5 protein-coding genes and 1 pseudogene are annotated in these 15748 nt (G+C 43.9%); all 6 read left to right on the top strand.

Going from position 1 to position 15748, the window contains the following annotated elements; all coding sequences use genetic code 11:
- Nucleotides 1-74: 74 nt before the first annotated feature.
- The 6 genes and pseudogenes from BUB94_RS02360 (at nucleotide 75) to BUB94_RS02335 (ending at nucleotide 15538) form a co-directional block, all read left to right on the top strand.
- The gene (locus tag BUB94_RS02360; protein ID WP_139260106.1) at nucleotides 75-11921 is read left to right on the top strand and encodes a LamG-like jellyroll fold domain-containing protein; all 11847 of its coding nucleotides are present in this window, start codon (nucleotides 75-77) and stop codon (nucleotides 11919-11921) included.
- A 7-nt stretch (nucleotides 11922-11928) separates the two neighbouring features.
- On the top strand, nucleotides 11929-12741 hold the full coding sequence (locus BUB94_RS02355; RefSeq protein ID WP_073233931.1) for an FISUMP domain-containing protein: 813 nt from the start codon (nucleotides 11929-11931) through the stop codon (nucleotides 12739-12741).
- A 12-nt stretch (nucleotides 12742-12753) separates the two neighbouring features.
- Nucleotides 12754-13422 carry a hypothetical protein gene (locus BUB94_RS02350; RefSeq protein ID WP_073233928.1) on the top strand — a complete coding sequence of 223 codons (669 nt, stop codon included), beginning with the start codon at nucleotides 12754-12756 and terminating at the stop codon, nucleotides 13420-13422.
- A gap of 174 nt (nucleotides 13423-13596) precedes the next feature.
- Nucleotides 13597-13989, top strand: a pseudogene (locus BUB94_RS02345) (carbamoyl phosphate synthase large subunit); the annotation flags it as partial.
- Between the two features lie 161 nt (nucleotides 13990-14150).
- Nucleotides 14151-14540: a helix-turn-helix domain-containing protein gene (locus BUB94_RS02340; RefSeq protein WP_073233922.1), complete on the top strand. Its 390-nt coding sequence runs from the start codon at nucleotides 14151-14153 to the stop codon at nucleotides 14538-14540.
- Nucleotides 14541-14815: 275 nt separating this feature from the next.
- Nucleotides 14816-15538: an IS3 family transposase gene (locus BUB94_RS02335; RefSeq protein ID WP_371585313.1), complete on the top strand. Its 723-nt coding sequence runs from the start codon at nucleotides 14816-14818 to the stop codon at nucleotides 15536-15538.
- The last annotated feature ends 210 nt before the right edge of the window (nucleotides 15539-15748 follow it).

Here is a 15748-nt window from a genome sequence, read left to right as displayed (position 1 = left end):
TTGTAGAAAAAACTCTTTACAAATTATATATATATTTTTTTTGTTTTACGTAGTTTTCTGTGTTAGGAGTAAAAATGCGTCCAAACTACGTAATCCTATTTTTATCTTTGGTTGTGTCCCTGTTTGCAAAGCCGATGGAAGCTTTGTCAGAATACAATGTTTTCTTAATTCATGGGGCCGGATCTAAATGGGGTGGCCTAAATTGTGATGAGGGTTATAATGATAAAGGTGACCCTTATCCGCAGGCCGCACAGGATACGATGTTTGGTGATTTGATTCCCAAAGGAATAAAGTCGAGGGCTGCAGGAATGATTAAAGACCTACGTCCTTGGCTGCGCGATGATATATTTGAGAAGGACTATGGTGAAAAGGTCTATCTTCATCGATCGTTTACGAATCCTGCGAATTCCCCGAGAAATAATGGAAGTGAAATTGGAAAAAGAACTTGGGTTGGACCGAATCGTTGTTCTAATCGTCGTTCCTTATTGGAGGAAGCTCAAGAAGTTGATGCTGGTGGCCAAAGTGCGCTACATGGATTTCGTCATGATTCTTTAGATAGTTATCGTAAAATTCCATCAAGAAATATCCTTATTTCCCACAGCATGGGTGGTGTTGCGTCTCGTGAATATGTGCAAGGAAATGTTTATAATGATGATGTTGATAAAGTGATAACTCTTGATAGCCCGCATGAGGGAACAGGTGCATTAAATTTGTTGCTTGAATTGAAAGAGGTTGATTTTGGTGATAGATTGGGAAAGGCCATAACGCAGGCTGCGACTATGGAGGCTTTTGCGATAACAGCTTTTTTAATGGGATTTGAATCAGTCTCTTCTAGCATAGCTTTGTTAGGGGTTGTTATTCCTGTATGGAGTAATTCTGTAGCGCCTTTGCTTGGTAAGGGTATTCTTGCTGTGTTAGGTGATGGCTTTGATTATTATAAAGAAGATTCTTTGACTGCATATATTGATCCTAATTCAGGTCGCGACGACGGCGTTTCTTTCTTGAAAGGACAACCTTATAAAGATAACTTGCCAATGTTCAGATTACTGTATGGCGAAAATGGGTTAACGTTTAGTGATCCTAATCAAAATTTTTTCAATAAAACAGGACTTTCACAATTTGTTCCTAGTTCAATAAGCGCTTCAATAAGTAATGCGTGGACGCATTTAAGTGATGGAGGCAGTATTTCTGAACGAACCTATAATACGGTTGCGTCTATGGCGTATGGTTTTCTTGCTGGTGTAACTTTACAAGAGCAAGGTACAGCATTGATTCCTAGCTGGTCTGGAAGTGGAAACGAAACTGCTGTTTTTAAAGATTCAAGAACGGATGTGAAAAAATCAGCATATAATGGCAATATTGCTTTATATGCTGATTTTAATGATTTTTCTACAGATGCTGATGTTGAATTGTCGATAGACGCTGCTAAAGATTGGTTTTCTTACTTTCTTGATGAACTTAGTGTTCCTTTTTCAAGGGTCGGCACCGTTATTGATGAAGCTATCGCGATTCTCGCCATTGCTGGTGTAACAGCGGCAGTTCTGGAAGAAACTCTTTTTTGGAATCAACCTGCATTGAAATTAGCTAAAGGAGCTTTACTTTGTGGAACGGGAATAAACATGACTATTGTTGGTTTGGGTTATGTTACAATTGCGGCGATTGCAGATTTGAAGTATTCGCATCAGGTTCCCGTAAATTCACATTTCCAGAAAAAATGGCATGGCGCAGAAAATAAGTTTAGTTTGGCTGTTGATGGTTCGTCTTCGCATACTCCATACTTGATGGAAGATTTTCTTTATGAAAAACCTTATGTCAATTTAGGTCTTTTCGTTGCAGATCCTACTTTGCAGGCCATAGATCCGAATTGCTATTACGAAAAATCTCGGACTAGTAATAATACTGATTGCGAAATTGGTTTGTACGGAAAGCGAGATTCCGTTCTTGTTTCTGGTGATACGCTTAAAGTTGATGGTTCCTTCCAAAAGAAAAGGTATAACGAATATCAGAAAAATCCGATTGAATTTAAGACAGATGCCGATTGGAATAAAATGGGCGTCAAGATTGACCGATGGGAACGAGTGAGTGGTATTGATGCTAATGGGAAAGTTTCTTCGGATGAGGTTCCCATTCGTCACGTAGAACGTTACGAAATTCCACCAATTACTGTGACGAACTACATTGAAAAATATTCCTTTGTTGTTGACGACTTGATGCCACACCGTCTGCGTGAAATCTATATGAATTTCAACTTCCAGCAGGAACTTGTCTGGGAATGTGACGTGGAAAAGGATCCGACAGCAAATGATGCCTGCAAAGTCTATAAGAGAATTGCTGGTCAAAGTTGGCCGACTACTCCTCTGATGACTGTTCCGCATCCTGTGAAAAAAGATGGTCATTTTGATTTCAATGCAAGAGACTACTTCAATGCCTCCTATAATGATGATCTTTCTGTAATACAGAAGGATAACCAGAATACGGTAATCGTGTCTGTCGTGAACAAGATTGGTCTTTCCAATACGCAGAGGTTCTATTATCTGTTTAAGGCTACTGAAGACCTTTTGGAATCTAGTTGGCCGCTGCCGAATGTCGTGGTGAATAAAATCGACGGCTTTGTGGGTTCTGCAAGTGCCCTGGATTATCAGGGCTTTAGCATCGTCAGCGCTAAAGATTCTATTTTCCGTTGCGTGACAGCGAAGTGCGATTCCTCGGATTCGATTGCGTCATGGCATGCGATGACGAGTTCTCCTACTGCTGAAGGACTGAGATTCTCGTCAAGTCAAAAGGTTGATAGTCCGGCAGAAGGTGATTATCTTTGGGTTTTCAATGCGACAAGTTTTAATTCTACGGACAATTCGTCTGATAGCGGCGATATATATTTGGTTCCGTTTGTCGTGGATACTACGGCTCCGAAGTTCACATTGACGACAGATAGCTATTGCGTGAATCCGGACAGTTCCGTCTTTATAGCCCGTGTAAAGGTCGATGGTAATGATTCCTTGACAACGAAAAACAGGGATGCCGCCGATATCCGTATTATGCAATGGACTCTTGAACAGAAGAAAGGAGGAACCTACAACAAGGTGTCTGATGCAAAATTGCCGTTCCTTTACGATGTCGTCTCGAAGGACTTTGCTGTAACCTGGGATGGAGTAAACAAGAAATCTCTGACGGATGGTGAGTATCGTTTAAGTGCGGCTGCGATAGATTATGCTTTGCCGAACTTGACTGCCTACGGAGCGGTGAACGCGCTGTTCGAAAAGGTTGTCAAGCAGACCGCTAGTGAAACGGACTGGAATTCGGTCATTAATAACCACAAGTTGAATGTCGGTTATGATACGGTAGAATTTAGGGTAGATAAAACTGCGCCAGCTTTGCCCAAATTTGATTTGGTTGCAGCCCCGATGGATTCTCAGAAGGTGTCTAGATACGCTTCCTTGCCGAAACTAGCCCGCCAGGACAATCAGTGTGTGTATGTGTCTAAGGATAGCCTCCTGAACATATCGTATTCCGTTCGTGAAGCATTGAACGGCCGTAGTGAAACGTCCGTCTTTATAAACTGGTTGTTTAAGCATATTCCTGACAGCAATGCTGTTGACCGTGCCGGTGATTCTGTGTGGCTTGACAAAGACCAGGTTGATGGTAGCTGGACCGAAAATACGGGGCTTCTGTTGGAAGATGGCGAGTATCGCGTTCTTGCCGTTACTCGTGACGAGGCGAAGAATACATCAACTCCGATTAAGTCGTATCCTGAAAAGATGCTGATTGACCGAACAGCCCCGCAAATTGAAGGCCTTATAAGTACGATTCCCGTCTATGATACTGCATCTACAAAACCGTTCGAAGCCTCCATCAAAGTTTCCGAAAGTAAGGATGTGGCTGTCAACCGTACCGGTATGAAGTGTAGCTATAGAATTATTGGTGGCGGCAATGAAAATCAGTGGCGTGAAATTACTGGCTCCGTATTGCATACGGAAACATTCAGGTTCTATCTTGATAAGGGCTTGATTGGAACAAATGACGGGAAACGCTATCTTGAAGCAGCCTGTGTGGATCTGGCGGGAAATGTCGGTGTTCGCACCAGTCTGTTCTTTGTGGGAAAACGTCATCCGAATATTGTTTCTCCTACGGAATCTGGTGATTTAAAGATGCCGATTATCCCGATTGTGGGCATTGCTCCGCCCGATTTTGACGATGACGAAAATTCCGCTGTTTATCGTCTAAGGTATAGGGAAGCAAATTCGACGGAATGGGAAACAGACAAAATCATGACTGTTGCAGCCAACCGTTCGAAGGATAGCGCGAATATATCGAAAATTGCGCAGAGTAACGAAGGAGTGTTGGGTTATTTCTATCGAGATACCATCTATGATAAGCAGTATTATATTGAACTTGGGGTCAAGACGTGCGATAGTTGTTCCTGGCGTACGGATTCGGTCCTTATAACTTTGGGTAAACTCGCGGCGGACAGCGTGAAACCGGTAGTCGCATTCGATGTATCGAAAACCTCCATGGTCGTCGGGGTGGATTCAGTAAACATGTCGCTCCGTCTGACGGGGAATCCGTCTGGAGTATATATGCTGCGTATCTATGCAGAAGACTCGAAGGGCGTCGGTGTTTTTGACAGGTCGGTTGAACGAGCCTGGGCAAACCCGTATTATGGTTCGCCTTATGATTTGACTGCTGGATTGGTTTATGATTCCACAAAGTCCCCTGCAGGGGTGTGGTTCTATCAAGATGACAGCTTGTATCATTTGAGATGGTCCGGTTTGCCCAACACGTCTGAATTGCAAGTCTCGTTCTTGTCTTCGTCTTTTGGCGAAACCTGCATGGCCCTGAAGGGCAATGTCATCATGAATCTTGACAAGGGGTGTCGTGTTGAATCTCAAATGAACAATTTCCCCGAAATTACTTCGGAATACTTGAGCGGTTATCCGATGTTGATGCCGCCTACGACAACCGACAATGTCATGATTCTCTCGGGTGATTCTGGACATGTCGTGATGAAGTCGGAAGGTGCATTCCGTATAGTTGGCAGCCATATCGATACACTGGCTGGGCATAACGTACCTGTGTATTTCGGGTCTAGTGAAATGGCCGGCTTTACGCTTGCCGGTCAGAACATTGGTGTCGATACGATGAATGTGCTGCAGACGGGCTGGAATGTTCATCCGGAAGCCTTTGGGTTGTCGTTTACATGGGATGGCCGCCTGGATTCCCGGTTCTTCCCGGCCGATGGAAAGGTGAAGGTTTATGCCGAGGTGACTGGACTTGATGGTGAAAATGCGTTCGTCGATGTACAGACGAAGGAAATTGATCTGACCTCTCAAGATGTTAAGGTCGTGCTAAGCAACAGTCTGCCTGTTTATCCTTTAATCGTGAAGGACCCGACTTCGTATAAATTGGGTTCCATGAGCATTCCTTATGGCATTCTTTATAAAGATGCTTATGTGAACATTGAAATTCGTGACTCCGCCGATAATCCAATCTCAGTGCTGGAGACAAATAAATTCGTTGCAGCGCATTCTAACGGCAAGGCGTATTCTGTAACATGGAACGGGAAGCGTGATTCGGATAATAATCCTGTAGATGCTGGGACTTATAAGGTTGTAATCAAGGCTTTCCCTGCTGGAACCATTGATACGACGGGAGGAAATAAACCTAAGGGTGATTCTGCGATAGCGCTATTGTCGGTAATTACTACAAATAGCATGATTGACAAAACTCCGGGTGACAGGTCGCATACCGATTCCGTGAGCATTTATGTTTCCGAGGCCGTTACTGATTCCAGTTTGGGACGAGTTGTCAACAGGTATGAACCCATCGCGGATTACTTTGTTGATGCTGAATTGAGTGGAAAATACTTGCCCAAGAATATTCGCGAGGCGAATCTCGTTACAAAATTTAGTGGAACGCAATATCCGCTTGGCTTTACGCCGGAACGATTCAGTCTAGGTATTAAGAGACAGAGACAAAGTTTGGATTTGGTTGCAGTCATATGGGTAGATAGGTGGATCCAGTCTTGTACTGATGGAAGGTGTGATACCACAGATACAAGGAATGAACCTCTTGCCGATGTTAGACCGATACATTTTGATGAGCAGTCCTTGTCAACATCTATAGATATTGATATTGATGCTGCAAAAAAATATGGCTATTTAGGTGGGCCAGACTTGGCGGAATTTGGCAAGAAAACGAAGTTTGATATGTTTGTTACATCATGGAGAGAATGGGATTCTTTTTATAATAATGGACAATGGGATGGATCATTGCTCGCATATACTCTGTTGAAGACAAACTCTTTATGGGACTTGTCTAAAATTGATGTTAATGATGTAGTTATTCCGGCTCCGGGACAAGGTGGGTATTTGCCATTCCCTCGAAAAGAACGGGGCTCTTGCGCGGCAGATGAAGAGGTAAATGAAAATGGAGTCCATCAGTGTATATATACGCAAGATTCTGTTTCAAATCAGTACGACCCCAATAGGGAGCTGTTTGCTGTAGAACTTGTAGGAAATTCAGCATCCAATTTTTATACAAATGAACAAAAAATTAATCCAGATCATTGTGATAACACTCGCTATAGAAAATTGAAGTTTAGTATCAAACTAACCATTCCTCCCGAGTATTGGAATGCTCCTTTCGGCTATGATAATCTTGTGAACCGTACCATTCGTTTTGACTCTAAGAATATAAGCCTCTATGGTGAAAAAGATGGATATTTCCATACGCTCGAAAAAAATTCTCTAACGATGAATTTATCGAGAGCGAAAAACCTATTTGATGGTTCTCAATGGAATCTTAAGCATAGTTATGGTTTGTTGACTCCTTTTGAAACGCAGCATTTACCATATTTTAAAGCTAGTGAACTTTCTGGTGGTGGAAATACATTCCTTTTTGCGGATGAAGGTGTCGGGTTTGAACAGGTATCCCGATTCACTCTAAAATTCTACAACGACCCAAATGACACGATAAATTATAATAGTCGCCATTTTATTGCGCATATATTTGCTCCAGGTTATGCACAGAACATAACCAATAATGGTGATTCGTTGAAAACAGACTACTTTATGCCTGGCGATATTGATTTCTATGTCAGCATGAACAAGTCTTTTGGGGCCGTATTTGCCGAAAATGCGGATAAATCCGTACGTTTAGATTATCCTGCAGGTGGTAAAGGCGTAAATAACCCGGGTAATGGGAAAACATATTATCTGCTGGGTTCCAGGATTCATCATTATTATAATGACTACAGCGATGTTGATTGGTTGAAACAGTTCACTTTGAACGGTGATACTACCAGTTATTTCAAAAATCTCTCCAATTTTAAGACTAATCCTGATAATTTGATTTTGTATTCTAATTCTGACGTTGATTTTGATCCAGGTTCGCTTTCTTCATTGCATCTTGATTCCGCAAAGGTTGTAAATGGTGATTCGCTTGTTAGATCGCTGTCTATTAGCCCAGACTCTTATGATGCAAGTTCGAAAAAGTTTAGTGCTTATATTGCTTTGCCGATTTCGATAAGCGGTGATGTTGTTCCGACTTATACGACATTGCTCAAAGGTGTCCCGAATGAGAAGTACAAAATTTCCAACGATACGCTTTATATTGCCGCATCCGACTGGAAACAGGATGTCAGGTATCGACGTTCTTTGGATTTTACTTCCCAGTTGCCGGAACGGACAAGTGCCAAGGAACTCACGATAAATCATCTTTATCGGTATCAAAGCGGAGTGAACTATAGAAGAGAATCCGATAATAATTTGTATTATGGCACGGCTGCGGAAAAAGAATGGACTCGTAATCCGTGGATTAAGGATGTTGAAGTCGTATCTTCAAGACTGGTTCATTTGGATGATTCTGTCCATTCACATCTTGATGCTGTCGGGAATGCAACAACTCCATCTAGTGTCAATATCCAATACAAAAATGAAATTGATGTGAAACGCCCCAAGGAACTTGTGGAAATACGTGCGAATTTGATACCGGGGACGAAATATCATCTTCTATATTTGAAGGATTCCGTGTATTATCCGGTTGTAGATTCTGCCATAGAAGTCAAGACGTCCGGCGAACGCAGACTTGCCTGGTTCAATGTGAATAGGCTTCAAGGGAATACACAGTTCCTTTTGACCTGGGGTGGCGATAATGAGGGTGGCGACTATAGTTGCAGTCACTACAATCTGGTAATCGGAAAGCAAGTAAAGGATACTGAGCAGGGTACGGTCACATCGCTGTTTGACGAAGTTTCTGTTACGTTCCCGCAAGGTACGCTTGATTCGAGTGACGATTTTACGGTTCGTACGGTTGCTGCCGAAGACTACCATTTCGAGGTGTTTAACAACGTGCCAATAACAGGGTCGATTGTGGAAGTTTTGCCTCCGAAGGTGTTTGGCGATACGTTGCCTCGCATTGAAATCAAGATTTCCAAGGCGGAGATGCGGGATATGAATGTTACGCCGAGTACCTTGAAACTCTACAAGGTCGATTTTACGAATAAAAAGTTTATCCCGCTTGACAAGGTACTGTATGGATATCTTGGTGCAGACGGGCATGCAGCGGTTGCCAATGGCTTTGATACCGCGGAATGTGAAATATGGAATGATTCAAAGTGCTATCCGGGTAATGACGACCTATGGGAATATATTTTGATTTCCGGCGTAACAAAGACGTTCTCGGTTTTTGCAGCCATGGATTCTAGATTGGCGGAAATCCCCGATTTCAGTCTAGAAATCTTGCCGGCAATAGCAGGCACATCGGATCGTGATGTTCGAGTAATCGGCTTGAAAAATTTTAATCTGTATGTTGATAACGATTCCCTGTGGAACGATAGTAATGATGTGACTCCGGCAAAACTGTTGCCTTATAGCCTAGATGCCAATGAAATTGCCCATGTGCAGTTGCCTAGGCGTGGAACGATGACGGATACGAACTACGTGTTTGTCATTGCCAAGAACGATACTTCGGAGTTGCCTTTGGCACCTGCCGCTGCCCGTGCATTGACTGTTCCGGCGAACTTTGCATGTTCTACCCCGTCTGATTCTGTATGGCTTGGTCTTGACAATGGTTTCATGGCTTATGGTGCTAGTTGCAATCAGCCGGGTGACGGAATCGTCTCGTTGTATTTAAACGATAGGCTTATTACGGAAATTCGTGCCGAAATCCCGGACACGATTGTTTACGATGGTTCTAGGAAAATAGGAGGTTCTTCTGTTGGCAAGATAAAGAATGGTGTGTACGAGTCGACCTACTTGGGCATGTCTGTCCTTGGTAATGAAATGCAGGTGATGGGTCCGAAGGTCTATACGGATTCTGCCCGTCCCAAGGTCTCTTCATGGAATGTTGTTGATTCCTCCGATGTACTTGATCGAATCTTTGTGGTTTCGGCGAAACTTGAAGATTCCGAATCGGGAATTGCCAAGGTGGATATTCGTTCTGTATTTAGTTCGATACCATTGAAGGATGTTTCGATGATGCCTGATTCCAATGGTAATGTCTCTGCCAAGGTTCGTCTTAGCCGTAAGGAGTTGGCAAGTTGCATCGGATGTAATCTTGCCATTACAATGCATGTGGAAGATTATGGTCATAACTATGAAGAAATAACCTATGAATCGTCTAAACTTTATCCGTATCCGCAATCTCTCGCCTTGTGGTATCCTGCAAGGGAAGGTATGGGAAAAATTGTTCGCGAGATGATTGGGACGGCCCATGATTTGAACCTGTCCATGTTTATGCCTTGGCTTAACGATGTCGGCCTTTATTTCTATCGAGACGGAGATAAGGCTGTTGCCAACAGCAATGTGAATCTGGGTGTATCTGATTCTTACACGTTTGAGGCCCGCATAAATCTTGGCTATCCGCAGGAAGATGACTGGCTCCGTGTAATGGGCTTCTCCAGTGTTAGCCGTAATATGGAAATTCAGATTAGGGGTAAAGATATGCGCCTTGTCGAACAGAACCATATTTGGCTTGCTGAAAATGTGTTGCCTCAAGAAAAGGCTTGGAGCCATGTGGTTGTCACGGTTGATTCTTCCAATGTCAATTTCTACGTGAACGGGAACATGGTTATGACAAAACCGGCTGGAATTTCTATGAATCGAGTGTTCAACGGAAAGTTCTCGGTAGGCGAAAGTTCGACGATGGAGGGCTTTGTTGGCCATATTGCGGACATTCGCATGTATCTTTCGGCCTTGAGTACTGAACAGGTGCTGGAATTATCGAAACCTGTTACGGATGAGGGCGAGGAATCGCAACTGATTATTGTTAATGTAAATGACATGGATGTTGTGAATGGCTTTGACCGTCAATTTACTTGCTCGGTCGTCGGCAATAATTTCTATCGTTCGACGGCTAAGGATGCGAAATTGAATATGACGATTAATGTCGAACAGGCCGGAAAGTACAATCTGGTGCTCTATGCGCGTTCTGCAAGTTTGGAAAATGCCGAAGTTCAATTCGGTGCCGGTTCAAAGCAGAAGGGTGTGATGCCGCTTGCTCAGGTATGGAGAGCTTATACGGTATCAAATATGGCTCTTGAACTTGCCTCTGGAAGACAAAACTTCGAATTGATTGTGCCTGCTGGAGTCGATATTGCTGGCTTGGCCTTGGCTACGGATGATATTTCCGCATCGGATATTGCGTGGAATATGGCTGGTGATAATGGCCTGCAACCTGTACAATCTAGCAAGGTAAAGACGTTTGTTCGCTACGAAGGCTTTGCCGATTCTTCCATGTTGCGTCCGCGAGTCCGTATCGTGAATACATCAGGCGAGGCTATCAATGGTTATTCTGTTCGCTATTACTTCCGTGGCGAAGTTCCTGCTCTGGTTCATGCATCGGCCTTCTTCCCTCAGGATAGTTCGACACTCTCGGTCCATGCCGAAAGCAATCGGACAGGGTATGTGGAGTGGCGTTTTGCTGATTCCGTAATTCAGGCAAATGGCTCACCGTTCTTTGGCGAAGGTCCCCTTTTTGGACTGAACAATATTGAATGGAATGGCTGGTATTCTGCGGATGACCCATCTTTCGTGCTTAATGCGGCTAGAGACTTTGTTGAAAACAAGGGTATAATCGTCCTTGACAAAGACAATAACCTGATTGGCGGCTCCTGCGCTGAAATGGAAGATGAAATTGAGGATGTCACATCGGCCCGTGTACTTGCAAGGGATGTCCGTGCTAGGACGACGGGAGATCCGCAAGCGAGCGAAATTTATCTGAAGGTTGAAAATACAGGTAACATGCCTATTGCCGGATATGATGTCCGTTACTATTTCTATGTCGAAGCTGGATTTACTCCAGTCATGGAAATCTATGGAGACGGTCTTCCGCAAGGTGTGACCGCAGAAAAGTCCAATCTCGGTAATGGACGGTGGATGGTAAATCTCCATTGTGAAAATATTCTTGGCTCGGGAATGTCCTGGAATCGAGAGGGTGCTTTTACATTGCATCTTCCAGATTGGCAAATGGGTTGGAACGCGAATGATGACCCGGGGCATGTCGGAATGACCACCTCTGTTGCAGAAGCGGTAGGCTTCAATGTGGTTGATTCGCTCGGCAATGTGATTTATGGAAAAGAACCTAGCTGGCCTACGGGACAATTGGTCCTAGTTGAAACACCCAATGGGTCTGGAAGTCCTGATTCATCGTATGCCATAGATTTTGGCTATACCGCTCCGGATGATTCTATTCCGATCACTCGTACAGAGGATGGACTCGTGGTAACGATGAATGCATATACCTATGTATCTCTGGATTTGATCAATGCCGGCGGCATTCCTGTTCGTCATGTCTATACGGGAACTCTTGCCCCGGGACAACAGTACATTCGTGTGGATTGGTCTGGAATCAACATGAGAAATACCTATCTTGCGCTTCGTATTAATGGAGCCTTAAAATCGACAAAATTGTTGACCCTTCTGTGAGGAATGTATGGATAAGGTTAAATTACTCATCCCAGTTGCTGCTGTGACATTGGTTTGTTCCTGTGGCGATGACGAACCATCTGCAACGGGATCGAAGTTCCCAGATTATACGCCTAAATTCGGTACTGTTTTCGATGAACGCGATGGCAAGACATATAGGACCACGGTTATAAATGGCCTTGAATGGATGGCGGAAAATTTGAACTATGCTGTCGATAGCAGTTTTTGCTACAATGATGAACCCGCTTATTGCGAAAAATATGGGCGTCTCTACAGATGGGAATCGGCCATGGCTTTGGATACGACCGCAGTTAATGTTCGTCAATGGACGGAAGGGAAAAAATATCAGGGTGTATGTCCGCAGGGGTGGCACTTGCCGACAAAAGATGAATGGAATTCTTTAATACTATTTGCACTTGCGTGGATGCGTGCCGATGATTTGGCTTTTTTGGAAGAAATTGGTTATATAAAATGGTATTATCTGAAATCAAAAGATGGGTGGATTAATACTAGCCCAGAGAATGATTACAATGGGGGGTATTCGCGGGACTATGCAAATTACCGGATGTCTGAAATAACGAAAAATGGCTCTGATACATTAGGTTTTTCCTTGTTGCCTTCGGGCTGGCGTAATGACTATCAAAAATACGTCAAGGAAGGCCGTTGTGCCGCTTTTTGGACAAGTGATGAACGAGAAATTTTAGGTGGTGTGGCTGATAACTATTTTGCCATTATCGCCAATTATTTTTGCTATGAATACCATGATTTTGAAAGTGTTGGGAAAGAAGCCAGAGTATCTGTTCGTTGTGTAAAGGACTAAAAAAGGAATTTTATGAAAAAAACAATTAAAATTATTGGGCTTGGAATTGTGATGGTGGTTACTCAATCTTTCGCCTTGGACTTGAGTACCGTATTTGAAAATCAGGCGAAATCCGCTTTCCCGGACACGTGTGAAATGCAGATTAGAACTACGGTCATATTGCCAAATCAAAAGTCGCTGTCTGTTGACATGTCTGTGATTAATGCGGGTAGCGATAAATCTGTAACGACAATTAATTCAAGTCATATTCAGATGAAGACGATTCAAAATGGAACGCGAATGAAAGTTGTTGATTTAAAATCAGGAAAGACTCTGCCTGCCCAAAATATTAAGCAACAGAATCCTGCTGACATAAATAAAAAGATGGGGTCTCCAGAAGATTACAAGAATCCTGTTAAGGCCGGTTCGCTTTGGAAGATTGTCCCTAAGGATGCCTCAAAACCAACTCTTTATTACTCCGCCACAAAAAAGCGGGTGATGAAGATGGTGCTTCAAGTTAATGGTGCTAATGCTGAAACCTCTTTTGAATATTGCGATAATACATGCAAGCTCCCTGGAACGCTCAAGAAGGTTGAGACAAATACCTCTCTTGCAGATGGAAATACAACTAAAGTTGTGTTGGATATTCTTGAAGCCGAACGACGAAAGGTGTTGCCACCCAAAATGTTCGATATAGAATAAAAGTGGGGCTCCATATGGAGCCTTTTTTGCATTGAAAGCATTCGCGTTAGGGATAGTGACCCCTTGGGGCCGAGACTGTGGGCTCGTTTTTATGAGGTTGGGCGGGAACGGAGTGAACCGTGCGACCCATAAAATATAGCCCGACCCGTGCGGAGCGCGGGGAACGCCCAAATGGTAGGCGACGTTCTCCAGATTTACAAGAAGGAACAGCCCGCTGGCGTTATCGTGCAGTTCGGTGGCCAGACTCCGCTGAACATCGCCCGCGCTCTCAGCGACGAAGGCGTGAAGATTCTCGGTACCAGCATCGATTCCATCGACATCGCTGAAGACCGCGACCTGTTCCGCAAGATGATGGACCAACTGGAAATCCCGATGCCGGAAAGCGGCATGGCTACCAACATCGACGAAGCCCTCGCTTGCGTCAAGCAGATCGGTGGCTACCCGGTGATGATCCGCCTCAGCTTCGTGCTTGGCGGCCGCGGCATGGAAGTCATCTACGACGAAAACATGCTCCGCGAATACGTTGCCAAGGCTGTTGGCGTTACCCCGGATCGCCCGCTCCTCATTGGACTATGGCGTGATTTAATAAGAGGGTAAATCATGCTGTCATATTCATTGTTAAATGATTGCCAAACCGAGCGTCGCAAAAACATGTTTACATGTTTTTATGACCGAGGTGCAGAATCAAAATGACATAGTCATTTCATTCTCAACCAGAGGAAAAAACAATGTCTAGAGTCCATTACAATGAAGAAATGAAGTTGCAGACCATAAAACTCGTCCTGAAAGGTGAAAAGTCTGCGACGAAACTTGCGAAGGAAATCGGCGTCACGGCCAATACCGTATGCAGATGGGTCCAGGATTACAGAAAGAAGAATAATTTGCCTTCATACGAAGAAGAATACCGACTCAAGAAAGTCTCCATTGAAGAACTTGCGACAAAGAACCGTGAACTGGAACGGAAACTAAAACAAAGAGAAAAGGAACTTGCCGAGGAACGGGAAACCGTAGAAATCCTAAAAAAATCTATGAGCCGAATATCGCGGCGATTGCAAGCTAGCTTGCAAATCGACATGATTGAGGCGATTGGATTTCTGGAAATCCCTGCACATCTTTGACGCCTACGGCGTCAGCGGCTGCACTCGGTCATATATACGAAACTTGAAACTTTAGTTTCGTAGCTGAGTTATCCTCTTTGGGGAACATTATGCAAGCATAATTTTGCGACACTCGCTTGGCTCGCTCTTATGCGACCACACGACTGAAATGCGAGGCTGTCTACAAGTTACGTCAGGAGCATTCGGTGAAGAAGATGTGCAAAGCGCTAGGAATACCCCAGTGTTCCTATTACCATTGACAATGAGGCGAGAGAAGCGACAAAACTTGTTTTGTCATTTCCGAGCCGATAAGTCAACTTTGGCGTAGCCATGAGTGGTCAAAGCAGGAAACCAAGAGAAATCAACGGAGGCAACGGGAAGCCGACCTTGTACAAACTGTACGCGATGTGTTCAAGGAACACCATCGAGTCTATGGTTGTACGAAACTTCTAAAGGTCTTGAATGAAAGAGTCGTTCAAATCAATGAGTACAAACTCCGGCGCATAATGCGAGAAAACGGCCTATACTCTGTTGCCATCAAGAAGTTTAAGCCTTACAAACCGGGCAAGAGCGACGGGATGTTTGCGGAAAATCGTTTGCAACGTAATTTTGCGCCTTTCGGTCTTAACCAGTTTTGGTGTGGCGATATCACGTATATCCGCACGAATCTCGGGTGGGTATATCTGGCCGTGGTTAACCGCGGCACGCATGAGAACCTAGTTTTCCATTCGGATCGAGGCTCGCAGTACAGTAGCCGAGGATATCGCAACATGCTTGATAGTCTTGGCATAGTGCCGTCCATGAGTGCTCCGGGCTGTCCGTACGATAACGCGGCGATGGAAAGTTTTTTTGCGAGCTTGAAGAAGGAACAAGTCCACCATAGATCCTATGCCGATATTGATGAGGTCAGGGAGGACCTGTTCAAGTACATCGAACTGTTCTACAATCGCAAACGCCTGCACAGCAGTCTGGGCTATTTGACTCCAGTAGCTTACCGATTGCAGAAACTTATTGCATAAACTTCAACAATCGATACGAAAAGAGAGTATATTTAAACCATCAAATTAATGAATATGGCTTGCGAAAAGCCCTCTATTAAAAAATCTACAAGTCCATTTTAGTTCTGAATTATGAAGAAAGCCTGTGGAAATTTTTCCGCAGGCTTTTTGTAGAAATAAGAAAAGACCAACTTTAAAAGCTGGTCTTTTCTAATCCGAGAAGTGTCGCGG

The organism is Fibrobacter sp. UWH9, from assembly GCF_900129715.1.
Classification (GTDB): domain Bacteria; phylum Fibrobacterota; class Fibrobacteria; order Fibrobacterales; family Fibrobacteraceae; genus Fibrobacter.
The sequence above is the reverse complement of the archived record's forward strand: the minus strand, read 5'-3'. Positions and strand labels throughout refer to the sequence as shown.

Bases quoted from the DNA above. Each gene is read 5' to 3' on its own strand.
- BUB94_RS02360 (WP_139260106.1), top strand. From the start codon at position 75: ATGCGTCCAAACTACGTAATCCTATTTTTATCTTTGGTTGTGTCCCTG.
- BUB94_RS02355 (WP_073233931.1), top strand. From the start codon at position 11,929: ATGGATAAGGTTAAATTACTCATCCCAGTTGCTGCTGTGACATTGGTT.
- BUB94_RS02350 (WP_073233928.1), top strand. From the start codon at position 12,754: ATGAAAAAAACAATTAAAATTATTGGGCTTGGAATTGTGATGGTGGTT.
- BUB94_RS02340 (WP_073233922.1), top strand. From the start codon at position 14,151: ATGTCTAGAGTCCATTACAATGAAGAAATGAAGTTGCAGACCATAAAA.